Annotated in this window: 25 protein-coding genes; 16 read left to right on the forward strand and 9 right to left on the reverse strand. The window is 66.5% G+C overall.

The genetic code is table 11. From position 1 onward, the window contains the following. Nucleotides 1-47: 47 nt before the first annotated feature. The 3 genes from KTC28_RS08235 (at nt 48) to dcd (ending at nt 2,219) form a co-directional block, all read left to right on the forward strand. Nucleotides 48-1,079, forward strand: coding sequence for a serine hydrolase domain-containing protein (locus KTC28_RS08235; RefSeq protein ID WP_216708455.1), 1,032 nt, complete (start codon nt 48-50; stop codon nt 1,077-1,079). Beyond that, entirely contained in the window at nt 1,076-1,558 is a 483-nt protein-coding gene (locus tag KTC28_RS08240; protein ID WP_216708456.1) for a UPF0262 family protein, read from the forward strand. Before KTC28_RS08235 ends, KTC28_RS08240 begins: the two co-directional genes overlap by 4 nt. A 106-nt stretch (nt 1,559-1,664) precedes the next feature. After that, nucleotides 1,665-2,219: a dCTP deaminase gene (gene dcd / locus KTC28_RS08245; RefSeq protein ID WP_216708457.1), complete on the forward strand. Its 555-nt coding sequence runs from the start codon at nt 1,665-1,667 to the stop codon at nt 2,217-2,219. Nucleotides 2,220-2,250: 31 nt separating this feature from the next. On the opposite strand, the gene KTC28_RS08250 is transcribed toward dcd, so the two are convergent. Next, nucleotides 2,251-2,781 (reverse strand): phosphatase PAP2 family protein, encoded by a 531-nt coding sequence (locus KTC28_RS08250; protein ID WP_216708458.1) that lies wholly within the window; start codon nt 2,779-2,781, stop codon nt 2,251-2,253. Between the two features lie 35 nt (nt 2,782-2,816). Next, nucleotides 2,817-3,920: a glycosyltransferase gene (locus KTC28_RS08255; protein WP_216708459.1), complete on the reverse strand. Its 1,104-nt coding sequence runs from the start codon at nt 3,918-3,920 to the stop codon at nt 2,817-2,819. Between the two features lie 86 nt (nt 3,921-4,006). Between KTC28_RS08255 and KTC28_RS08260 the strand changes: the two genes are divergently transcribed. Continuing rightward, nucleotides 4,007-6,025, forward strand: a complete 2,019-nt coding sequence (locus KTC28_RS08260; RefSeq protein ID WP_216708460.1) for a M13 family metallopeptidase — start codon at nt 4,007-4,009, stop codon at nt 6,023-6,025. A 50-nt stretch (nt 6,026-6,075) separates the two neighbouring features. Next, a complete protein-coding gene (locus KTC28_RS08265; RefSeq protein WP_216708461.1) occupies nt 6,076-6,783 on the forward strand; it encodes an EF-hand domain-containing protein in 708 nt (235 codons plus the stop codon). On the opposite strand, the gene dapB is transcribed toward KTC28_RS08265, so the two are convergent. Further along, the gene (gene dapB, locus KTC28_RS08270; protein ID WP_216708462.1) at nt 6,780-7,553 is read right to left on the reverse strand and encodes a 4-hydroxy-tetrahydrodipicolinate reductase; all 774 of its coding nucleotides are present in this window, start codon (nt 7,551-7,553) and stop codon (nt 6,780-6,782) included. The two genes, KTC28_RS08265 and dapB, sit on opposite strands and share 4 nt — an antisense overlap. Nucleotides 7,554-7,630: 77 nt before the next feature. Here dapB and KTC28_RS08275 point away from each other — a divergent pair, with 77 nt between their 5' ends. The 4 genes from KTC28_RS08275 (at nt 7,631) to hemF (ending at nt 12,544) form a co-directional block, all read left to right on the forward strand. Continuing rightward, complete coding sequence (locus tag KTC28_RS08275; RefSeq protein WP_255602375.1) at nt 7,631-8,674, forward strand: sensor domain-containing diguanylate cyclase; 1,044 nt, start codon at nt 7,631-7,633, stop codon at nt 8,672-8,674. Beyond that, entirely contained in the window at nt 8,671-9,366 is a 696-nt protein-coding gene (locus KTC28_RS08280) for an NAD-dependent deacylase (RefSeq protein ID WP_255602376.1), read from the forward strand. The genes KTC28_RS08275 and KTC28_RS08280 overlap by 4 nt, the downstream gene beginning before the upstream one ends. Nucleotides 9,367-9,498: 132 nt before the next feature. Then, entirely contained in the window at nt 9,499-11,628 is a 2,130-nt protein-coding gene (locus KTC28_RS08285; RefSeq protein ID WP_216708464.1) for a sodium-translocating pyrophosphatase, read from the forward strand. A gap of 58 nt (nt 11,629-11,686) precedes the next feature. Then, the gene (gene hemF, locus KTC28_RS08290) at nt 11,687-12,544 is read left to right on the forward strand and encodes an oxygen-dependent coproporphyrinogen oxidase (RefSeq protein ID WP_216708465.1); all 858 of its coding nucleotides are present in this window, start codon (nt 11,687-11,689) and stop codon (nt 12,542-12,544) included. A gap of 40 nt (nt 12,545-12,584) precedes the next feature. Here the strand turns inward: hemF and KTC28_RS08295 are convergent, their stop codons facing one another. From KTC28_RS08295 to KTC28_RS08310, 4 genes are read right to left on the reverse strand one after another with little or no spacing between them, the layout of a single operon-like run. Continuing rightward, on the reverse strand, nt 12,585-13,298 hold the full coding sequence (locus KTC28_RS08295; protein ID WP_216708466.1) for a glycerophosphoryl diester phosphodiesterase membrane domain-containing protein: 714 nt from the start codon (nt 13,296-13,298) through the stop codon (nt 12,585-12,587). A gap of 52 nt (nt 13,299-13,350) precedes the next feature. Continuing rightward, a complete protein-coding gene (grxD, locus tag KTC28_RS08300; protein ID WP_216708467.1) occupies nt 13,351-13,680 on the reverse strand; it encodes a Grx4 family monothiol glutaredoxin in 330 nt (109 codons plus the stop codon). Then, nucleotides 13,677-13,925 carry a BolA family protein gene (locus KTC28_RS08305; RefSeq protein WP_216708468.1) on the reverse strand — a complete coding sequence of 83 codons (249 nt, stop codon included), beginning with the start codon at nt 13,923-13,925 and terminating at the stop codon, nt 13,677-13,679. The genes grxD and KTC28_RS08305 overlap by 4 nt, the downstream gene beginning before the upstream one ends. Next, the gene (locus tag KTC28_RS08310) at nt 13,925-14,248 is read right to left on the reverse strand and encodes a DUF1476 domain-containing protein (protein ID WP_216708469.1); all 324 of its coding nucleotides are present in this window, start codon (nt 14,246-14,248) and stop codon (nt 13,925-13,927) included. The genes KTC28_RS08305 and KTC28_RS08310 overlap by 1 nt, the downstream gene beginning before the upstream one ends. Nucleotides 14,249-14,320: 72 nt before the next feature. Between KTC28_RS08310 and KTC28_RS08315 the strand changes: the two genes are divergently transcribed. Both KTC28_RS08315 and purC read left to right on the forward strand, forming a co-directional pair. Continuing rightward, nucleotides 14,321-15,205, forward strand: a complete 885-nt coding sequence (locus KTC28_RS08315) for a DUF4349 domain-containing protein (RefSeq protein ID WP_216708470.1) — start codon at nt 14,321-14,323, stop codon at nt 15,203-15,205. Nucleotides 15,206-15,358: 153 nt separating this feature from the next. Next, nucleotides 15,359-16,138: a phosphoribosylaminoimidazolesuccinocarboxamide synthase gene (purC, locus tag KTC28_RS08320; RefSeq protein WP_216708471.1), complete on the forward strand. Its 780-nt coding sequence runs from the start codon at nt 15,359-15,361 to the stop codon at nt 16,136-16,138. Nucleotides 16,139-16,151: 13 nt separating this feature from the next. Here the strand turns inward: purC and KTC28_RS08325 are convergent, their stop codons facing one another. Further along, complete coding sequence (locus KTC28_RS08325) at nt 16,152-16,913, reverse strand: COG4705 family protein (protein WP_216708472.1); 762 nt, start codon at nt 16,911-16,913, stop codon at nt 16,152-16,154. 79 nt (nt 16,914-16,992) lie between these two features. On the opposite strand from KTC28_RS08325, the gene purS reads away from it, so the two are divergent. Continuing rightward, nucleotides 16,993-17,223 (forward strand): phosphoribosylformylglycinamidine synthase subunit PurS, encoded by a 231-nt coding sequence (purS, locus tag KTC28_RS08330; RefSeq protein ID WP_216708473.1) that lies wholly within the window; start codon nt 16,993-16,995, stop codon nt 17,221-17,223. Nucleotides 17,224-17,248: 25 nt separating this feature from the next. Next, entirely contained in the window at nt 17,249-17,914 is a 666-nt protein-coding gene (gene purQ, locus KTC28_RS08335) for a phosphoribosylformylglycinamidine synthase subunit PurQ (RefSeq protein ID WP_216708474.1), read from the forward strand. A 39-nt stretch (nt 17,915-17,953) separates the two neighbouring features. Here the strand turns inward: purQ and KTC28_RS08340 are convergent, their stop codons facing one another. Continuing rightward, nucleotides 17,954-18,709, reverse strand: coding sequence for a queuosine precursor transporter (locus tag KTC28_RS08340; RefSeq protein ID WP_216708475.1), 756 nt, complete (start codon nt 18,707-18,709; stop codon nt 17,954-17,956). 235 nt (nt 18,710-18,944) lie between these two features. Between KTC28_RS08340 and KTC28_RS08345 the strand changes: the two genes are divergently transcribed. The 3 genes from KTC28_RS08345 to KTC28_RS08355 all read left to right on the forward strand — a co-directional run bounded on the left by KTC28_RS08345 (nt 18,945) and on the right by KTC28_RS08355 (nt 22,879). Further along, nucleotides 18,945-19,268 carry a hypothetical protein gene (locus KTC28_RS08345; protein ID WP_216708476.1) on the forward strand — a complete coding sequence of 108 codons (324 nt, stop codon included), beginning with the start codon at nt 18,945-18,947 and terminating at the stop codon, nt 19,266-19,268. A 121-nt stretch (nt 19,269-19,389) separates the two neighbouring features. Next, nucleotides 19,390-21,540 carry a catalase gene (locus tag KTC28_RS08350; RefSeq protein WP_216708869.1) on the forward strand — a complete coding sequence of 717 codons (2,151 nt, stop codon included), beginning with the start codon at nt 19,390-19,392 and terminating at the stop codon, nt 21,538-21,540. A 37-nt stretch (nt 21,541-21,577) separates the two neighbouring features. Next, nucleotides 21,578-22,879: a Y-family DNA polymerase gene (locus tag KTC28_RS08355; protein WP_216708477.1), complete on the forward strand. Its 1,302-nt coding sequence runs from the start codon at nt 21,578-21,580 to the stop codon at nt 22,877-22,879. Nucleotides 22,880-22,951 lie beyond the last annotated feature (72 nt).

Below are 22,951 nucleotides of genomic sequence, written 5' to 3' on the forward strand. Positions count from 1 at the left end.
CGGAGAATGCTGACGCGATGCGGGCCGTGCGATCAAGTCTGATTCTGATGGTTAGCCTGTGGGCGGGGCCGTCGATCGGCAAGACGGCGACGGAAACTGCGGTCGACCAGCTGTTTTCCGGCAAGGCGATCGGCGAGACCCGCGCGATCGTCGTCCTCCAGGACGGCAAGCCGGTGATCGAGCGCTATGCCCCCGGTTATGGCCCGGACAACCGTTTCATCTCGTGGTCGATGGCCAAGTCGGTGACGTCGACCCTGCTCGGTACGCTCGTCGCGGCCGGCAAGCTCGACCTCAATGCCCCCGCGCCGGTGCCGGCATGGCACCGCGACCCCGCCGACCCGCGCGGCAAGATCAAGCTGATCGACCTCGTCTATATGTCGTCGGGCCTCGCGCACTCGGAAACCGGGCCGCCGGTCGAGGGCGCCGACACCAACCGCGCCTTGTTCAGCGACGAGAGCAACGACGCCGCTGCCGCCGCCGAGGCTGCGCAGCTCAAGTACGCGCCGGGCACGCGCTTCGAATATTCGACGCTGACGACGGTAATCCTCGATGACATCATCGTCCGGACGATCGCCCCCGGCGCAACGACCCCTGCGGCGCGGCGTGCGGCGATGCAGGCGTTTCTCCACGACGCGCTGATCGTGCCGTCGGCGATGGCGAGCCTCGTCTGCGAATACGATGCCGCGGGGACGATGCTCGGCGGCTCGTTCTGTCACGCGACTGCGCGCGACTGGGCGAAGTTTGGCCAGATGTACCTCGACAATGGCGTCGTCGGGGGTAAGCGGGTCGTTGCCGCGTCGTGGGTCGCCTTCGTCCGCAGGCAATCACCGACCAACCCGGCGTACGGCGGACAATTCTGGCTCAACCACCCGGGGAACGCCGAGGGCCACCCGGCACTCTTCCCCGACCAGGGCCCCGACGACCTCTATTCGGCGATCGGCCACCTCGGGCAGTACGTTATGGTCGCGCCGTCGAAGCACCTCGTCGTCGTCCGCCTCGGCAAGACCCCCGACGGCGAGCGCAGCGGCCTGCTCCCGGCGCTGGGCGCGCTGGTCAACAGCTTCCCCGACGCAAAGTGACCGACCACAGAATTATAGACGTCAAGCTCGACGAACGGACGATCCTGTGGCGCAATGCCGACATCGAGCAGGAGCGCCGCGTCGCGATTTTCGACCTGCTCGAAGGCAATTTCTTCAAGCCGGTGACGGCGTACGACGACGGCTATGCCGGGCCGTACAAGGTCGTGATGGGGGTCGAAGAGGGGCGGCTGACCGTCGCCGTCGCGACCACCGGCGACGCGCCACTGGAGGCGTTCGTCATCCCGCTATCGCCGTTCCGCCGCACCGTCCGCGACTATTTCGCGATCTGCGACAGTTACTTCAAGGCAATCCGCAACGCCACGCCGAGCCAGATCGAAACGATCGACATGGCCCGCCGCGGCATCCACAACGACGCGGCCGAAATGGTCATCGAACGCCTGGCGGCCCGTGTCGAAGTCGACTTCGACACCGCCCGCCGCCTGTTCACACTGATCTGCGTGCTGCATATCAGGCAGTGATCCACCCTTCCGTCATCCCCGCGAAGGCGGGGACCCATCACCACAACCCGCTGGGTGATGGGTCCCCGCCTTCGCGGGGATGACGAACTAACGACAGGTTTCACTGATGTCCGTCATGTCCGACCGCTGGATTCGCGAGCAGGCGCTCTCGACCGGGATGATCGAGCCGTTCGTCGACCGGCAGCAGCGCGAAGGGGTGATCTCGTACGGGCTGAGCAGCTACGGCTATGACGCGCGGGTGTCGGACGAGTTCAAGATCTTCACCAATGTCGATTCGGTCACCGTCGACCCGAAGGACTTTCACCCGGCGAGCTTTGTCGACCGCAAGACCGACTGCTGCATCATCCCGCCGAACAGCTTCGCGCTGGCGCGGACGGTCGAGTATTTCCGGGTGCCGCGCGACGTGCTGGTGATTTGCCTTGGCAAGTCGACGTATGCGCGGTGCGGGATTATCGTCAACGTGACGCCATTGGAGCCGGGGTGGGAGGGGCACGTCACGCTCGAATTCTCGAACACGACGCCGCTGCCGGCGAAGGTCTATGCCAATGAAGGCGCGTGCCAGTTCCTGTTCCTGATGGGCAACGAGCCGTGCGAAGTCAGCTATGCCGACCGCGCGGGCAAGTATCAGGGGCAGCGCGGGGTGACTTTGCCGAAGCTCTAACGAACCAGGGGTTCGTCGCCGTCACTCCGCGTCAGAAGCGCGTCGCGAACTGGAGACCGCCGCCGCCGCTGTCGCCGTACGCGGTCAGGCGGGTGTGGTCGCTCAGGCGGCGGGTGAACAGATACGCCGAGCCCTCGCCGATCGCCGCGCCGGCAACCGCATCGTACCAGTGATGGTCGCGGGTGTGGACGCGGGCGAAGCCGACCGTCGCCGCGAACAGTTCGAACGGTAGCCCGACCTGCCAGCCGTAGCGCGCATGGAGATAGCCCGCTCCGGCGAAGGCGATCGATGTATGTGCCGACGGGAACGAGTGTTCGCCGCCGTTGGGACGGCGCTCGTTGACCGAATATTTGAGTGCTTCGGTCGCGCCCAAGGTCAAAGCGCCGGTCTCGGCCAGTTCGATCAGCCCGGTATTGTCGTGCTCATAAAGCGAGATGCCGCCGGCGGCGAGCGGGATGCCGATCTCGCCGACGTTGGCGAGACCATGCCAGAACTTGTCGCTGGCGGCGGCAGGGGTCGCGGCAAGTACGGAAATGAAAGCGAGGATGGCGAAGCGCGACATATCTGATCCCGGGACCGGCAGGTGAAGTTGCTGGCCTAACCGTCCGCAACAACGCGGTCGAGCAGGGTCAGCCACGCTGCGGCGGAATGACCGATACGGTGTTGCAGCAACAGCGCACTGCTCGCGCTGGAATCGGGGACTGTCCCGGCTACGGCCCGTACTGTAGCGGACAAAGCTGCGGCGGTTGGCGCAGCAACGCGGCCGAAGCTCGGGTGGCACAGGATTTCGGGCACCGCGGGTGAGCAAGGCGTCGTCACGACGGGCACGCCTGCGGCAAGCGCTTCGATGAGCACCGCCGGATAGCCTTCGTAGCGCGACGTACACAGCAGGGCATCGGCGCGCGCGAGGTACGGCGCGACACTGGAAACATGGCCCGCGAAGGTGACGCGATCGGCGACCCCAAGCGCGGCAGCACGGGCTTCGAGGCGGCCACGCTCACGCCCGTCGCCGAGCAGGTCGAGCCGCCATTCCGGGCCGAGCGCGGCGAGAGTTTCGAACGCGAGGCCGAAATCCTTCTGCGGCATCAGCCGCCCGGCGGCGACGAGCGTGCGGGTCGCTGATGATGCCAGCGTTCGCGGCGGTGCACCCGTCCAGTCGTCGGACAAATTGGGCTCAGCGACCGTCGCGACGCGGCGTCCGAGCACCGCCTCGGCCTCGGCAGCGAGCGCGGGCGACATCGCGACGAGCGCCGCATAATGCCGCGTCGCGCGGGCGAACCAAGCATTGAGCAGGCGCTGCCCGGGGGGGCCGCGCTCGGCGACGCGGATCGGGTTGCTGATCTTGGCGACGACCGGCAATCGCATCCCGGCGAGCCGCATCGCGCTGAAGGCGGGGACGTGCCAGTTGCCCGGGGAGACGACGACGTCGGGGGCGAGGCTTGCGACCATGCCCGCGGCGGCGTGGCCGAAGCGCAGCCGGTCGGGGATGTCCCGGGTCAACGCGCGGCGAAACTCGACCACCGCCAGCCCGTCGGCGAGCGCCCGCGCGACCCCGGCCTCAGTCCCAGCAACGATCGTAATGCGCCGCCCGGCCTCCGCCCAGCGCTGTGCGAGACGGATCGCGATGCGTTCGCTGCCGCCGCCGGAGAAATCGTGGAGGACGAGCGCGATATGCGCCGCGCGTCCGTCGATGCTGGTCAACCGGTAATTCCTCCGCGTCGCTTGACTAGCGGGCGCCCGGTCACAAATCTATAACCACCGCCAAACGATCATCCTTGGGAGTCTTCATGCGTTCGATCCTGTTGCTCGGTGCCGCCCTGCTGGTCGTTGCCGCCGCGCCCGCGAAGCCGACGTACGGCGACTATGGCTTCGACGCCGCCGGCATGGACCGCAGCGTGACTCCGGGGAACGACTGGGGGCGCTTCGCCAACGGCAAGTACCTCGACGATCTCGTCATCCCCGACGACCGCTCGAATTACGGCATGTTCACCAAGCTGCGCGATCTGAGCCAAGAGCGGACGCGCGGGCTGGTCGAGGCTGCCGCCGCGACGAATGCCCCCGCCGGGACTGAAGGCCGCAAGATCGGCGATTATTATGCGAGCTTCATGGATGCGGCGACGATCGAGAAGAAGGGACTAGCTCCGCTCCAGCCGCGTCTGGATGCGATCGCGGCGATCGGCGACCGGGCGAAGCTGGCGGCGACGCTGGGCGACTTCAACCGCGAGGGGATCGACGCGCCGGTCAACCTGCGGCTGCGGCAGGACCTCAAGAACCCCGACATCTACAGCGTCTACATCGGCCAAGGCGGGCTCGGCATGCCCGATCGCGACTATTACCTCGACACCAAGAACCCGAAGTTCGCCGAGGTGCGGACGAAGTATCAGGCGTATGTCACGCAACTGCTGTCGCTTGCCGGGGTCCCCGACGCCGCCGCCAAGGCGAAGATGGTCTACGATCTCGAGGCGAAACTGGCGGCGGTCCAGTGGAGCCGGGTCGAGCGGCGGCAGGTCGACAAGACGTACAACCCCGTCGCCACCGCCGAGCTGGCGGCGAAGGACCCCGGCCTTGACTGGACCGCGTTCCTAACCGCTGCCGGGGTCGCGAGCCAACCGCGGATCATCGTCACCAACCCGAGCGCAATCGCGGGCACGGCGAAGCTCGTTGGCGACGAACCGCTCGATGCGTGGCAGGCTTATCTGACCTTCCACACGCTCGACCGCTGGGCGCCGCTGCTGCCGGCGAAGTTCGTCGATGCCAAGTTCGCCTTCTCGGGCACCGTCCTGTCGGGCCAACCGGTCAATCAGGAGCGGTGGAAGCGCGGCGTCGACGCGACGAGCGATGCCCTCGGCGAGGCGGTCGGCAAGCTGTACGTCGCCAAGTATTTCGCGCCCGAGGCGAAGGCCAAGGCCGACGCGCTGGTCAAGAACATCATCGCGGCGATGGATGCGCGGCTCGGCGCGCTGACGTGGATGGACCCCGCGACCAAGGTCGAGGCGCGTGCCAAGCTCGCGGTATTCACCCCGAAGATCGGCTACCCGTCGAAATGGCGCGACTATGCGAAGCTCGACATCGTCCGCGGCGATGCGCTCGGCAACGCCGAACGGGCGGAGCGCTTCGAGTATCAGCGCGACCTCGACAAGCTGGGCAAGCCGATCGACCGCAGCGAGTGGGGCATGACCCCGATGACGGTCAACGCCTACGCCAACCCGACGTGGAACGAGGTTGTCTTCCCCGCGGCGATCCTCCAGCCGCCGTTCTTCGATCCCAACGCCGATCCGGCGGTCAATTATGGCGGCATCGGCGCGGTGATCGGCCACGAGATCAGCCACCATTTCGACGACCAGGGGCGGAAGTACGACAAGCGCGGGACGCTCGCCGACTGGTGGACGGCGCAGGACATCGCGCGCTTCAAGGTGCTGACCGACAAGGTCGTCGCGCAATATGCCGCGTATCAGCCGCTCCCGGGGCTGCACATCAACGGCGAACTGACGCTCGGCGAGAACATGGCCGACCTTGCCGGGATCAACGTCGCTTATGACGCGTACCACAAGTCGTTGAACGGCAAGCCCGCGCCGGTGATCGACGGCATGACCGGCGACCAGCGCTTCTTCCTCGGCTTCGCCCAGATCTGGCGGCAGAAGTATCGCGACGCCGCGCTGCTCCAGCAGACGACGACCGACCCGCACACTGCGGGCTTCCTTCGCCCGAACGTCGCGCGAAATCTCGACGCATGGTATGCGGCGTTCGGCGCCAAACCGGGCGAGACGCTGTATCTGTCACCGGAGGATCGCATCAAGGTCTGGTGAGGGATCGTCAGGAGCGAGCGCGTACCCCGGCGTCGTCCCGGGAGTATCACATGCGTCGCATCGGCCTCGTCCTGCTCCTCGTCGCCGGTTGCGCGCCGCAGCCGCGTCCGCACGGTCCGCCGCCGGGGGGACCGCACGGGCCGGGTGGTCCGGAGCGGCGCGGGGTCTTCATCAGCCCGATGGGCGAGCCGTTTCGCGGCCCCGGCGGACGCGAGGCACTGATCGGGCGCTGGTTCGACGGGGCCGATACCGATCACGACGGCAAGGTCACCCTCGCCGAATTTCAAGCCGACGCCGCGCGCTTCTTCAAGACGCTCGACACCGACGGCGACGGCGAGATCGATCCGGCTGAGCTCAACCATTATGAGACCGTGGTCGCGCCGGAAATCCGGGTCGGCGATGCCGGTGGCGGCGGGCGCTCGGGTGGTAGCGGCAAGCGCCAGGGTGGCGGTGGCGGCGGACATCATGGCGGTGGCGGTGGTGGCGGCGGCGGTGGCGGTGGCCGGGGTGGACACGGCGGCGATAGCGGAGGCGGAACCAGCAGTGACGACAGCGCCACGCCGCATCAGGCGCTCGGCGTCCAGGGTGCCGCGCGGTACAGCTTCTTCGACCTCCCCGAGCCCGTCGCGTCCGCCGACGCCGACTTCAACCGCAGCATCACCGAGCGCGAATTCCGCGCCGCCGCTGCCCAACGCTTCGCCCTGCTCGATACTGAGGGTGACGGCGAGCTGACTCGGCGCGAACTCGCCCGCCGCTAGCCGACCACGTCCGCCATCGAGTACCGACCCGGCGGCTTGCCCGCGAGCCACGCTGCCGCCGCGACCGCGCCGTGCGCGAAGATATCACGGCTCTCGGCGCGGTGGACCAGCTCGATCCGCTCGCCGTCGCCCGCGAACAGCACCATGTGTTCGCCCGCCGCCGACCCGCCGCGCATCGCCGCAAAGCCGATCGATCCGTTGGCTCGCGCCGCTCCGACGCCGTCACGCAGCGCGGTGCGAACGGCATCGAGGGTCGTGCCCCGCCCGCGTGCCGCTGCCGCGCCGAGCGCGAGCGCTGTCCCCGATGGCGCGTCGCGCTTGTCGCGGTGATGCAGGTCGAGGATTTCGATGTCCCAGTCGGCCAGCCGCGCCGCCGCGGCTTCGACCAGCCCGCAGAGGACGGTGACCCCGATGCTGGTGTTCGCGGTCTGGAGAACCGCGATATCGCACGCCGCCCGAGCGGCTGCGGCCTCATGCCGCGCCTCGAGCCCGGTGGTGCCGATGACGATCGCCGTGCGCGTCGACCATGCCGCGTCGAGATTCGCCTCAAGCGCGTCGGGGCTGGTGAAATCGACCATGACGTCGCAAACATGCGCCAACGCCGACGGATTACTGCAAATCGTCAGCCCGCCGCCGAGCTTCGCGCCGACCGAACGGTGGCCCGCGCGTTCGACTGCGCCGCCGAGAACCATGTTCGGCTCGGCGGCAATCGCGGCGATGATCGCCTGACCCATCCGCCCGCCTGCACCAAGAACGCCAACCCGTATCATATCCGACTGTCCCACCACCTAAGTCCACCCTATGCTAAAGTGTGTCCCGATTCGAGCGACCTAGCGAAATCAACAGAGTGCGCGAAAGCATCGTCGACTCCATCGATCACGAGGAGACGGTCGATATTGGCGATGATGCCAGCATGGCCGACGAGCCCGGCCGGCTGGAAACATTGCGGCGCTACAATCTCCGCGACATCGCGCCGGAATCGCCATTCGACCGGATTACCTCGCTGGTCCGGGTGGTGCTCGACGTGCCGATGGCGGCGATCTCGCTCGTCGACGAGCATCGCCAATGGTTCAAGTCACGCGACGGCTTCGATGCCAGCGAGACGACGCGCGAGATTTCATTCTGTACGCACACGATCGCGGCGCGCGGGCCGATGATCGTCACCGACGCGCGGATCGACCCGCGGTTCAACGCCAATCCTCTGGTCGTCGGGCCGCCCAACGTCGTCAGTTATGTCGGTGCGCCGCTCGTCAGCCGCGACGGGTATCAGATCGGTTCGCTGTGCGCGCTCGACCGCGTCCCGCGCGATTATTCGGCCGCCGAGGTTGGCCTTCTCGCCAAGTTCAGCGCGCTGGTGGTCGACACCTTCGAACTGCGCCAGATCGCGACGCGCGACTTCCTGACCGGCGCGCTCAGCCGCCGGGCGTTCCTCGACACGGCGGCGCACGCGATCATGCGTCACGCCCGCGATGGGCAGGAATGCGCGCTGCTGCTGTTCGACCTCGATCACTTCAAGGCGATCAACGATCGTCACGGTCATGCGGCGGGCGACGTCGTCCTCGAGGCGATTTCGGCGTGCTGCCAGACGCTGTTGCGCGCGCCCGATGTCTTCGGCCGCGTCGGCGGTGAGGAATTCGCTGTCCTGCTGCCCGGCGCCGGGCCTGCCGCAGGAATTGCGATCGCCGAACGCTTTCGTGTCGCGATCGCGAACGTGACGGTGGCGTTCGATCCCGATCTGCGCGTCACCGCGAGCTTCGGCGTGGCGTCGCTGACCCACGCCATCGTTACCGCCGACGAATGGCTCGCGGGCGCCGACATCGCGCTGTTCGCCGCAAAGGACAGCGGCCGCAACCGCTGCCTAGAGGCGACGGCAACCCCCGAAGCCGTGTGACTGTCGTTCGCAACATCGTCGTCCTGACCGGCGCAGGCATCTCGGCCGAAAGCGGCGTTCCGACCTTTCGCGGCCCCGATGGGCTGTGGGAAGGGCACCGCATCGAGGATGTCGCGACACCGCAGGCGTATCGCCGCGATCCGGTCCTCGTTCAGCGCTTCTACGATGCCCGCCGCGCGGCGCTCGCGCATGTCGAGCCGAACCCCGCGCATCTCGCGCTTGCCCGGCTCGATCGGGAGTGGTGCGGCGGCCTGCTCATCGTCACGCAAAACGTCGATGATCTTCACGAACGCGCCGGGGCAGTGCGTCTCATCCACATGCACGGCGAGCTGAAGTCAGCGCTTTGCGGCCGATGCGGCGCGATGCAGCCGTGGGGTGTCGAGCTGACCGGCGCGGCGCCGTGCGGCTGCGGCGGCACGCTCCGCCCCGATATCGTCTGGTTCGGCGAGATGCCGTACCATATGGACCGGATCGACGCCGCGATCGCCGCGTGCGACCTGTTCGTCTCGATCGGCACCAGCGGCGCGGTCTATCCCGCTGCGGGCTTCGTCGACGCGGCGCGGCACGCCGGTGCCCGCACGCTCGAACTCAACCTCGATCCCTCGGCGGGAACCGCGCTGTTCGACGAGGCGCGCTTCGGCGCAGCCGGACGGCTCGTTCCGGAATGGGTCGACGAGGTCCTCACCGGTTGAGCGATCGTTACGGGTATGCGGTTTGCCAATCCGGTACATACGCTTGCTATCTCTTCGCGCATGCGCGACAACTCGCCACACTAAGACAAGACGGGCGGCATTTGATCGTCCGCGTCCTCGGGGGGAATATCAATGGACTTCGTACTTGTTGCGATCCTGTGCGGGCTTGCTGCGGTTGCCTATGGCGTCGTCACCTCGCGGCAGGTGCTCGGCGCGTCGCCCGGAAACGCGCGGATGCAGGAGATTGCGCTCGCGATCCAGGAGGGCGCGGGGGCGTATCTGAAGCGCCAATACCAGGCGATCGCGATCGTCGGGGTGATCGTCGCGGTTCTCGTCGCGGTGTTCCTCGGGCTGGTCCCCGCCGTCGCCTTCGTCGTCGGCGCGCTGTTGTCCGGGGCGACCGGGTTTATCGGCATGAACATCTCGGTCCGCGCCAACGTCCGCACCGCGGAGGCCGCGCGCAACTCGCTCCAGGCCGGGTTGACGATGGCGTTCCGCTCGGGCGCGGTGACAGGGATGCTCGTCGCGGGCTTGGCGCTGCTCGCGATCGCCGGATATTTCTATTCGCTCGTCAACTTCGGCCACATGGACCCGACCAGCCGCCCGGTGATCAACGCGCTCGTCGCGTTGAGCTTCGGCGCGTCGCTGATCTCGATCTTCGCGCGGCTCGGCGGCGGCATCTTCACCAAGGCCGCCGATGTCGGCGCCGACATGGTCGGCAAGAACGAACTCGGCTTCGACGAGGACGACGACCGCAATCCCGGAGTCATCGCCGACAACGTCGGCGACAATGTCGGCGACTGCGCCGGCATGGCCGCCGACCTGTTCGAAACCTATGTCGTCACGCTCGGGGCAACGATGGTGCTGGTGGCCTTACTCGTCGCCGGGACCGACGCCGCGAAGCTGATGACGCTGCCGCTGCTCGCCGGGGGCGTGTGCATCATCACGTCGGTGATCGGGACCTTCTTCGTCAAGCTCGGCAAGTCAGGCTCGATCATGGGCGCGCTGTACAAGGGCTTCATCGTCACCGCTCTGCTGTCGATCCCGGCATTGTGGTTCGCGACCAAGGCGATCTTCCCTGACATGAACGCGGTCATCTCGGTCAAGCCGGCGCAGGCAGCCGCCGCCGCTGCCGTTGCCGCGCCAACCGACTTCACCGCGATGCATTTGTTCTTCTGCATGCTCGTTGGGCTCGCGGTGACCGGACTGATCGTCTGGATCACCGAATATTACACCGGCACCGGCTACCGCCCGGTCCAGTCGATCGCCAAGGCGAGCGACAGCGGCCACGGCACCAACGTCATCCAGGGCCTCGCGGTCAGCATGGAGTCGACGGCATTGCCGACGTTGGTGATCGTCGTCGGCATCATCGCCAGCTTCCAGCTCGCCGGGCTGATCGGGATCGCCTTCGCCGCGACCGCCATGCTCGCGCTCGCCGGGATGGTCGTCGCGCTCGATGCGTACGGCCCGGTCACCGACAACGCCGGCGGCATCGCCGAGATGGCGGGGCTCGAACATGAAGTCCGCCAGCGGACCGACGCACTCGATGCGGTCGGCAACACGACCAAGGCAGTGACCAAGGGCTATGCGATCGGCTCGGCCGGGCTCGCCGCGCTCGTCCTGTTCGCGACCTACACCGAGGACCTGCGCCAGTTCTTTGCGACCACGACGGTCGATTTCACGCTGTCGAACCCGTATGTCGTCGTCGGCCTGCTCCTCGGCGCACTGCTGCCATATCTGTTCGGCGGCATGGCGATGACCGCGGTTGGCCGCACCGCGAGCGCCGTCGCGCAGGACATTCGCGCGCAGTTTCGTGAGCATCCCGGCATCGCCGATCGCAGCGTCCGCCCCGATTACGCCCGGACGGTCGGCCTCGTCACCGCGGGCGCGATCCGCGAGATGATCGTCCCGTCGCTGCTGCCGGTGCTCGCCCCGGTCGTCGTCTATTTCGCGGTGACGGCGGTATCGACTCAGGGCAACGGCTTTGCGGCCCTGGGTGCGCTGCTGATGGGGGTCATCGTCTCCGGGCTGTTCGTCGCGATCTCGATGACGAGCGGCGGCGGCGCGTGGGATAATGCCAAGAAGGTGATCGAGCAGGGCGCATACGGCGGCAAGGGCTCGCCTGCGCACCAGGCGGCGGTGACCGGCGACACTGTCGGCGACCCGTACAAGGACACCGCCGGGCCGGCGGTCAACCCGATGATCAAGATCACCAATATCGTCGCGCTGCTGCTCCTCGCGGCGTTGGCGGGCCACGGCTAACCGCTTTCGCGAGGACGGCGCTTAGGATAGTCCCGTCGGCACCAGCGACGGAGCGCCCGTGACCGAATACACCCTCGACGCCGAACAGCTTGCCGCGCAGACGTGGTTCCAAAGCCTCCGCGACCAGCTCTGCGCCGCCTTCGAAACCCTCGAGGACGAAGGCGACGGCGATGCCCCCGCCGGACGCTTCGAGCGAACCGCATGGGACCGCCCCGACTCGACCGGAGCCCCCGGCGGCGGCGGCGTCATGTCGGTGATGAAGGGCCGGGTGTTCGAGAAGGTCGGGGTCAACACCTCGACGGTGTTCGGCGAGTTCGCGCCCGAATTTGCCAAGTCCATCAACGGCGCCGATGCCGACCCGCGCTTTTTCGCCACCGGGATCAGCCTCGTCGCACACATGGCGAACCCGCACGTCCCCGCGGTACACATGAACACGCGCTTCCTCGTCACGACCAAGCGCTGGTTCGGCGGGGGAGCCGACCTAAATCCTGCACTCCCGGTCGCCGCCGACACCGCCGATTTCAAGACGGCGTTCAAGGCAGCGTGCGACCGCCACGGCAGCGATTACTACAGCCGTTTCGACCGCTGGTGCGACGAGTATTTCTTCGTACCCCACCGCAACCGCCATCGCGGCGTCGGGGGCATCTTCTACGACCATCTCGAAGGTGCTTTTGCCGCGAATTTCGCCTTCACCCAGGACGTCGGGCGGACCCTGCTCGGTGTGTACCCGGAAATCGTCCGGCGGCACATGCACGACCCGTTCACCGACGCCGAGCGCATCGTCCAGCTGCGCTACCGCGGCCTGTATGCCGAATTCAACCTCGTCTACGACCGCGGCACGACCTTCGGGCTGAAGACCGGCGGCAACGTCGAAGCGATCCTGATGAGCCTGCCGCCGCTGGCGCGATGGGATTAATCGACTGCTGATCCTCCCCTAAGGCGGGGAGGATCTAAGATTAGCGCCGCAACCGCAGGTAGATCAGCGCTATACCGACCGCGTTGAACACCGTGAACAGCGCGCCGACGACTCCGCCGATTACGCTCGAGATTACCGCTCCCGCGGCGCCCGCACCGAGCCCGTTCAGCGCCGTCGCCACGCCGCCGCCGATGATCGCGGCGATTGCCGACAGCGCGAGGAACCACGCCGCCCACATGATTGTGAAGGCGATGATCCGCCAGCCGTTGCCCTCGGTCAGCTCCCAGCTTCGCCGGACCGCAGCGATCGGGGCCACGACGCCGTCGATGACGAGCGGCATCGCCAGCGTCAGCCGACCCGCCATGTAAAGGCCGGGGACGATGAACAGCAGCAGCCCCGCGCCGATCGGCACTGCCGCGAGCAGCAGCGCGACGACAAGCAGCGGCCATAGCCGCAAGGCGACGAGCAGCGCCTCACCGACCGACCGGTCGATCCCGCTCGCCTTGTCGATCGCCAACCTAACGATCGCCGCCTGCGCTACGATCGCGATCAGCGACGGCAACACAAGCGCGCTGAAAACGAGGTTGGGCGTCAGCTCGGCGGGAGTTTTCGGCAGCGCCGGGCCAAACAGCTCGATCGCGACGCCGGGCAGCAGGACGAACGCCGCCGCGATCGGCAGGTATAGTTGCATTCCCGTGGTGGCTGCGGCGAAGGTCTCCCGCCACAATCCGGTAATCGAGATCTGATAATTCATGCGCGGACGCCAATGCGGCGCAAGCGCAGATCCAACACTGTCATCGGCACGCTCAAGCAGCGCGCGCGACGCCCTTTTCGGTCACCATCGTCTCGAGTTCGCCTGACTGGAACATCTCCATCATGATGTCGGAGCCGCCGACGAACTCGCCCTTGACGTACAACTGCGGCACCGTCGGCCAGTCGCTATACGCCTTGATGCCCGAGCGGACCTCGGGGTCTGCGAGGACGTCGACGGTCTCGTAATCGACGCCGAGGCGCTCGAGGATCTGGATCGCGGTCGACGAGAAGCCGCACTGCGGGAACAGCGGCGTCCCCTTCATGAACAGCACGACGTCGGTGCCGCCGACGAGCGCACCGATCTTCGCATTGATATCGGTCATGGTGTGGTCTCCTGAACGGGAAGCGCTGTGGTCAACTGGAGAGCATGCAACTCGCCGCCCATCCTGCCGCCGAGGGCATTGTAGACGAGCTGGTGCTGGCGGACGCGAGGCATGCCAGCGAACGCACCGGAGACGACGCGCGCGCTATAATGGTCGCCGTCGCCGGCAAGATCGGTGATCGTTACCTGCGCGTCGGGTAGCGCGGCAACGATCGCAGCCTCGATGTCGGCGGCTGCCATACCCATCAGGCAACGTCCATGATCTGGTGGCGGGCTTCGGCCTGCGCTGCCGCCATCGCCGCGCGGACATCTTCGTCAGTAACCCCGAGATCGCGGACCTTCAGGTCGGTGACGATCTTGTCGAACACACCTTCGTGGCCGCTCTTCTCGAACTCGGCGTGGACGACGGCGCGGGCGTAATCTTCGCTGGCTTCGGGTGTCATCCCGAGCTTGCCCGCCGTCCACATCCCGAGCAGCTTGTTTGCGCGCGCAGTGATGCGGAACTCGACGTCGGCGTCGTGGGTGAATTTGGCCTCGAAGCCCGCTTCGCGCTCGTCGAATGTCGTCATGGGGATCCTTGGAACGATGTCATCCTGTGTATAGGGTCGCGCAGGCCAAGGTTCAATCGTGGGGGAACGGCGATGGCGAAGCTGCGGGTAGCGTTGCTCCTTGGGCTGACCGTCGCCGCGTGCGGCCGCAAGGGCGATACTGGCGCGCCGACACCGCAAATTTCTGTCGCCCCAGCTGGCGTGAAGAGTGCGGCGCCGTCACGATCCGGGCCCGGGCAGCCGCCATCGGCGCATCACGACGGTGCTGCGTTTATCGCTTACAGCTACAGCCTGGGTTTCGAACTTCCCGCGCGTCGCATCGACGAAGTGCAGCGCGCGCATCGGACTGCGTGCGAGGCACTGGGTCCGTCGCGATGCCAGCTGATCAATGCATCGCGCAGCGGCGGCGAAGGTGATGCCGCCGAGGCGCATCTCGACCTGCGCATCGTTCCGGACGAGGTGAAATCATTCGAAGCGCGACTCGCTGCGACGACCGGCGATGCCGGCGGGACGATGCTTACCAGCAGCGTCACGGGCGAAGATATTACGCGCGAGCTGATCGACGCCGACGCCGCGCTCAAGGCGAAGCGGACCCTGCGCGACAGGCTGCAGACGTTGCTCGAACACCGCGAGGGACGGCTGTCGGACCTGCTAGCGGTGGAGAAAGCGCTGAGCGAGACCCAGCAGCAGCTCGACACCGCGACCGCCGAATTGAGCGAGCTCCAGCAGCGCGTCAGTTTCTCGAAGCTCAGCATCGATTATCGCTCGACGCAGCCGCTCGGCTCGACCGCGCGTCCGCTAGCGACTGCGGTGGCGGAGGCCGGCCAGACGATTTCGACGAGTCTCGCCCTGCTGTTGACGGTGGTGGTGGCCGTCGTGCCGTGGCTCGTGCCCGCAGGGCTGCTGCTTTGGCTGGCCGGCAAACTTCGCGCTCGGCGCGATGCGCGGCGAAAAGGATCGCTCATTCCGCCGCCGTGAACGCGCCCGCGTCATTGTCAGCGCCCCCCCGCCGCGCTATATCGCTTATTCAGCCCCGGCCGCGCGCGACCCCGCCCGCGCCGGGGCGCTTTCTTTCCACGGATGCGGGCAGCGGCGCGCGTGTCCGGAAGACGACCGAGGAGGACGACGCCCATGTCCCGCCGCCGCCAGATCTACGAAGGCAAGGCCAAGATCCTGTATGAGGGTCCCGAGCCAGGTACGATCATCCAATATTTCAAGGACGATGCGACCGCGTTCAATGCCCAGAAGAAGGGCACGATCAGCGGCAAGGGCGTCCTCAACAACCGCATTTCCGAACATCTGTTCACGATGCTCGCGACGATCGGCATCCCGACCCACTTCATCCGCCGGTTGAACATGCGCGAGCAGCTCGTCCGCCAGGTCGAGATCGTGCCGATCGAGGTTGTCGTCCGCAACGTCGTCGCTGGGAGCCTCGCCAAGCGCTTTGGGCTCGAGGAAGGCACAGCATTGCCGCGGACGATCCTCGAATATTATTACAAGGACGATGCGCTCGGCGATCCGCTGATCACCGACGAGCATATCTCGGCGTTCGGCTGGGCGAGCCAGGACGAGATGCACGACATTGCCGACATGGCGATCCGCATTAACGACTTCATGGCGGGACTGTTCGCCGGCGTCGGCATCCGGCTGGTCGACTTCAAGCTCGAATTTGGCCGGCTGTTCGACAACGAATTCAGCCGCATCATTCTAGCAGACGAGATCAGTCCCGACGGCTGCCGCCTGTGGGACATGAAGACCAACGACAAGATGGACAAGGACCGCTTTCGCCTCGATCTCGGCGGCGAAGTCGAGGCGTACACCGAGGTCGCACGGCGGCTTGGCCTGCTCCCCGACGGCGCGGTGTCGACCGTCCTCGATCTCGACGAACACCGCAAGGCGCGGGGCAAGTAAACCCCGCGCCACGTCAGTGGCTCCGCGTTGCGGGGCGCTGGCGGACGACGGCGATAAGGATGATCAGTGCGACGAGCAGCAGCCCGCTCGCCGCGTAGCGGTCGAGGTTGAGCCCGCCCTTCGCGATCGGCTTGTCGAGGAAGTCGCCGACGACCGCGCCGAGCGGACGGGTCAGAACGAATGCCGCCCAGAACAAGCCGGTGCGCGAGATCGATGTCCAGAAGTACGCCGCTGCGATCACCGCGAGCATTCCGCCGAAGATGAGCGCTGCGCCGGTATAGCCGAACCCGGCGGTATCGGCGGTCCAATCCCCGAGCGCGGTGCCGAGCGTCTGCGAGAACATGATCGTCACCCAGTAGAAGACTTCAGCGCGCGGGGTGGCGACGCTCGCGACCGCGATCGTCCCGGTCGTCCGGTACCAGATGAACAGCGACGCGAGCAGCAGCGCGAGGAGCAGGCTCGACCCGCCCGAATAACCAATGCCGAGCGAGCGGTCGGCAAAATCGGCGAGCGTCGTCCCGACCGTCGTCGTCGCGATGATCGTCGCCCAGTACAGCCACGGATGAAACCGCGTCGCGCGAATCTGCAACGCGACCGCGACCGCGAAGATCGCCGCAAAGATGCCCGTCGAGACGAGATAGCCGAGGTTTGCCGACATCGAGAGCGAATCGCCGCCGGTCTCCCCGAGCGTCGTGGCGATGATCTTGCACAGCCAGAAGATCAGCGTGACCTCGGGCACCTTGCTGCGTTCAGCGGCCATCGTTCGGTCGTGCATTCTCGCCTCCTGTCCCGGTCCCAAACCGCGAATCGGGTCTTACTTGCCCGATAGCGCGTCCGCGACTAGACCGCAGCCCATGAAAGCTCGTGTCATCGTTACCCTGAAGTCCGGCGTCCTCGATCCACAGGGACGCGCGATCGGCAACGCCCTGAGCGGCCTTGGTTTTGCCGGGGTCGGCGAAGTGCGGCAGGGCAAGCTGATCGAACTCGACCTCGCCGACGGCACGACGTCCGCCGATGTCGAGGCAATGTGCAAGGCGCTGCTTGCCAACCCGGTGATCGAGAATTATCGGATCGAGCTCGCGTGATGGCGTCGTCGCCGAGGGTTGCCCGATGAAGACCGCCGTCATCGTCTTTCCCGGATCGAACTGTGACCGCGACCTCGCCGTCGCGCTCCACGAGATCACCGGCACCGCCCCGGCAATGGTCTGGCACCGCGACACTGAACTCCCCGACGGTCTCGACTTGATCGCAATGCCCGGCGGGTTCAGCTACGGCGACTATCTTCGCTCAGGCGCGATGGCGGCGCGGTCGCCGATCATGGCGGCGGTTGTCGCAGCGGCGAACGACGGGCGCGCGATCCTCGGTGTGTGCAACGGCTTCCAGGTCCTGACCGAGACCGGACTGCTGCCGGGCGCGTTGATGCGTAACGCCGGCCTCGACTTCGTCTGCCGCGACGTCGCGCTGTCGGTAGCGAACAGCCAGACCGCGTTCAGCGCGCGCTACGACTCGGGCGAGACAATCCGCATCCCCGTCGCGCACCACGACGGCAATTACGCCGCCGACGATGCGACGCTCGACCGGCTCGAAGGTGAGGGCCGCGTCGTGTTCCGCTACGCCGAACCGGTCAACGGTAGCGCGCGCGACATCGCCGGGATCGTCAACGATGCCGGCAATGTGCTTGGCATGATGCCCCACCCCGAACGGCTGATCGACGCCGCGCAAGGCGGCACCGACGGGCGGCGGCTGTTCGAGGGACTGATGGCGGCGCTTGCCTAGGAATGTTGCGCGGCGTGGCGATCGTCCGCCCCGCGCGCGTCAGACCTTCGTCGTGAACGGCGTGAAGTCGGTGCCGCGGTCGAACACGTCAATCCCCTCGGCCGCCTTGAAGGCGGCGACGATGCGGTAGGTGACCGGGGTCAAGATCACCTCCCAGCCGACCTTGAGCAGATAGTTGGTGATCAGCACCTCGATCACGAGGCTCGTTTCCCACACGCCGAGGAAGGCGAGCGGGTAGAAGATGAGGCTGTCGACGCCTTGCCCGGCAACGGTCGAGCCGATCGTCCGCGTCCACAGCCAGCGCCCGCCGGTCCACACCTTCATCCGCGACAGCACAGCGGCGTTGACGATCTCGCCCGCCCAGAAGGCGATAATCGAGGCGAGGAAGATCCGGGGCACCTGCCCGAATACGGTCGCGAGCGCCGCTTGCCCGCTCCAGTCAGTTGCTGGGGGCAGCGCGACGACGACCCAGCTCATGCCCGCGGCGAACAACGACGCGCCGAACCCGGCCCAGACGCAGCGCCGGGCTCGGGCGAAGCCGTAGACCTCGGCGAGGATGTCGCCGAGCACATAGCTGAGCGGAAAGAACAGGATGCCCGCGCCGAAATGGACGACGCCGAAGACCGGCAGCGTGACCATCGCCGGCTTGCCCGCGCCGATCAGGTTAGAGCAGATCAAGATGACGACGAACGCGGCCATCGCGAAGTCGTAATAACGGAGTTGCCGGCCCGCGATCGCCCCGGCGTCGACTGCGACGATGCCAGGCGGTTCGGCGACTTGCCCGTTCAGTGACATAGCAAATCCTCGGAAATTTTTGACAACCATTCGCCACTAATTGCAGCGGACCCAGCGGGTGAAGCAGCAGGCGCGGGGTGGTAGGGGGCGGTCATCGCCGCCGATCTTACGCAAAGCTGCGGCGAATAAAACAGGGGTTTGTTACGCGTCCGGCGATATTGCGGTGCAGCACAACTCGTGCATAATCAGTGAATGCGACCCGGATCGTCCGGTTGCGCGACTATCGGGAACCTGAATGACCAAGCTTGCGCTCGTCCTGGCTGCGGTAGCAGCGCTCTCCCCGGTAGCGGCTCTGGCCATTCAGGCCGAACCCGCGCCTGCCGCGCCCCCTGCTCCGCCAGCAGTGGCCACTCCGCCCGCCGCCCCTGTCGATATGGCGAACGATTCGAGAATGCTTGCGGCAATCCGCCACGCCAACGCCCGAGCTGACCAGAAATGCGGGAACGGGGCCGGGGTTGGGATTACCGATCTGCAGACCAAGATGGCGGCGCGCAGCTGCCGCCGCCATATGGTCGACGCCGCCAAACTCGACGCCGAGTTCGAAATCAACGGGCACTAGGCCGTTCGCGATCGACTGAGCGCGGCACTGTCGTTTCGCCCCTATGCCTTTCGTCGAGGGAACGCCGCGAGCCGCTGGCTATTAAGTCTTCCGACCCCCGGGAGACATGGACATGGCGACGATGAGCAAGCACGCGACGACGAAAGATTCGTCGGCGAAGGTACACACGGATCCGCTGGCCGGCGCCCATGCTGCTGGCGTCGCATTTGCCGACGCCGGCCTTGTGCCGGGCGAAGGCGGCGAACTTCACCAACCTGCTGCCGCCGATGGCGAAGTGATGACGACAAACAACGGCATCGCGATTTCCGACGACTTCAATTCGCTCAAGGCCGGACCGCGCGGCGGCACGATGCTCGAGGATTTCGTCCTCCGCGAGAAAATCTTCCATTTCGACCATGAGCGTATCCCCGAGCGCGTCGTCCACGCCCGTGGGCTTGCGGCGCACGGCGTCTTCACTCTCAGCGACAGCCTCGGTGACTTTACCAGCGCTCCAGTGCTTTCGGAGACAGGCGTGGAAATCCCCGTATTTGTCCGCTTCTCGACTGTCGCCGGCAACCGCGGCTCGGCCGACCTCGCGCGCGACGTCCGTGGCTTTGCGGTGAAGTTCTATACCCAGCAGGGCAATTGGGACCTCGTCGGCAACAATATTCCGGTGTTCTTCATTCAAGACGCAATAAAGTTCCCCGACCTGATTCACGCGGTCAAGGAGGAGCCGGATCGCGGCTTCCCACAGGCGGCATCGGCGCACGACACCTTCTGGGACTTCATCGCCTGCTCGCCCGAGGCGATGAATATGGTGATGTGGCAGATGTCCGACCGGACGATCCCGCGGTCAGTGCGGATGATGGAAGGCTTCGGCATCCACACCTTCCGTCTCGTCGACGCTGCGGGCAAGTCGACCTTCGTCAAGTGGCACTGGCGGCCGACGCTCGGCTCACAGTCGGTGGTGTGGGACGAAGCGGTCAAGATCAACGGCGCCGATGCCGATTTCCATCGCCGCGACCTGTATAACGCGATCGAGGCTGGCGACTTCCCGGCGTGGGACCTCGCGGTCCAGTTGTTCACCGAGGAGGACGCCGCCGGCTTCGACTTCGATCACCTCGATTCGTCGAAGCTGATCCCGGAGGAGATTGTCCCGCTTCGCGTGATCGGGCGGATGGTGCTCAATCGCAACCCGACCAACGTCTTCTCGGAGACCGAGCAGGTCGCGTTCTGCACCCAGAACGTCGTTCCCGGCATCGACTTCTCGAACGATCCCCTGCTGCAGGGGCGCAACTTCTCGTATCTCGACACGCAGTTGAAGCGCCTCGGGTCGCCGAACTTCACCCAGTTGCCGATCAATGCGCCGAAATGTCCGTTCGCCAACATGCAGCGCGACGGTCACATGCAGACCTCGCTCCAGCCCGAGCGCGTGACCTATACGCCGAGCTTGCTCGCGCCCAAGGGCCCACGCGAGGTTCCGACCGGGACGCAGGCGTTCCGCGAACAGATCGATGCGCCCAAGGTTCGCGCCCGTTCGGCGACGTTCAACGACCACTACAGCCAGGCGCGGCAGTTCTTCGACAGCCAAACGGGTCCCGAGCAGGACCATATCGTGGCCGCATTGATCTTCGAACTCAGCAAGGTCGAGGCCGATGTTGTCCGTGCTGCGATGCTCGGCCATCTCGCCAATATCCTCCCGGAACTTGGCGAGCGCGTTGCTGCCGGGCTGGGACATGACGAGCCGATCGTCGCAATTCCGCAGGCGATGCCGACACGGACCGACCTTCCGAAGTCGCCCGCGTTGAGCATCCTTGCCAATGCCAAGGCAACTTTCGAGGGTCGCAAGATCGGCGTCCTGGTGACCGACGGGGCCGACGCCAAGCTGATAACCGCGATCGTTGATGCGGCGACGGCGGCGAAGGCGAAGGTCGAGATCGTGGCCCCCAAGGTCGGCGGTGCGACCCTGAGCGACGGCACCAAGCTGGCCGCCAAGCACCAACTTGCCGGTGGCCCGTCCGTCCTGTTCGACGCAGTCGCGCTTGCGGTGTCGGATGACGGCGTCACAGCATTGCTCGGCGAAGCAGCGGCTGTGGCATGGGTCCACACTGCGTTCTCGCACCTCAAGGTCATCGGCCACAGTGCCGAGGCGCAGCCGCTGCTCGACATGGCAGGCGTTATGCCCGACGCGGGGATCGTTGCGATGACCGCGGGCGATGCCAACGGCTTCGTCGCGACTGCGTCGAAGGGCCGGATCTGGTCGCGCGACGAGAATGTGCGGACGGTGTTCTAGCGTTCACGAAATGTTCTAATTTTGCTATGGGGGAGCGATGCCCGAGTCGCTCCCCCTTCGTTGGCTATACCTCGACCTCAACAGCTATTTCGCGAGTGTCGAGCAACAGCTCGACCCGGCGTTGCGCGGGCGGCCGATCGCCGTCGCCCCCGTTCATACCGACTCCACCAGCGCGATCGCCGCGAGCTACGAGGCAAAGGCGTTTGGCATCAATACCGGTACGCCGATCTGGGAGGCCAAGGCGAAGTGTCGCGACTTGGTCGTCGTTCCCGCGCGCCACGAAGAATATGTCCGCTTCCATCACCGCATCGTCGCTGAGGTAGAGCGCCACGTCCCCGTTACCGCGGTCTGCTCGATCGACGAGGTCGCCTGCCGCCTGTGCGATAACGAGAGCGGCCGCGCGGCGGTCGGCGATCTCGCCCGCCGGATCAAGGCAGGGATCGCCGCCAACGTCGGCACTGAGCTCAAATCGTCGATCGGCGTCGCGCCAAACCGCCTGCTGGCGAAGATGGCCGCCGACATGGAGAAGCCCGATGGGCTAACCGTCCTCGATGCCGAATGTCTCGACGCGCGGCTCCGTGCGCTCAGGCCCAACGACATTCCGGGCGTCGGCAAGAACATGGAGAAGCGCCTTGCGGCGGCGGGCGTCGTGACGATGGCGCGCATCCTCGACCTCGACCCGCGCGAGGCGCGGTCGGTGTGGGGCAACGTTTGGGGCGAGCGGCTCCACTGGCTGCTCAAAGGCGTCGATCTTCCCGAGCGCGAGACCCAGCGCCGGACGATCGGCCACAGCCACGTCCTCGGCCCGGACAAGCGCCACCCCGACCGCGCCCGGCTCGTTGCGCGGCGGCTGTTAATGAAGGCGGCAACGCGGCTGCGGCGGATGGAATGCCGGACGGGCTTCGTCGTGCTGACCGTGAAGGGTGAAAAGGGCGAGGCCGTCGGCGGCGACGGATCGCGCACGCCGGGGCTTCGCTGGTCGCACGGCCAGAAACTCGTCGCAGCGCACGATAGCTTCACCCTGCTGGCGGTACTCGACGGCCTGTGGCTGCGGATGCGTGCCGAGCTTGCCGAGCAGCGCTACCGCCAAGTGTCGGTGACCTTCCTTGAATTGACTACTGCCGCCGAGACCCAGCTTGCGCTGTTCGACGCGGGCCCGGCGGTGACCCCCGAAACCGAAGCCCGCCGCCTCGCGCTCAGCGCCGCCATCGATCGCATGAACACCCGCTTCGGCCGCGATGCGGTGACGGTCGGGCACGACAGCGCAGGGGCATCGCGAAGCTCGGGGCCAAAAATCGCCTTCACGCGGATTCCCGAGCTGGCAGAGTTCCGCGAGTAGGACGCGCGACTCTTCGCGAAATCTCGGCCAATGCCGGCCCGTCGAACAACTGCTCCGGGACAAACGCTCGCA

Source organism: Polymorphobacter megasporae, from assembly GCF_018982885.2.
In the GTDB taxonomy this organism is placed as follows: domain Bacteria; phylum Pseudomonadota; class Alphaproteobacteria; order Sphingomonadales; family Sphingomonadaceae; genus Polymorphobacter_B; species Polymorphobacter_B megasporae.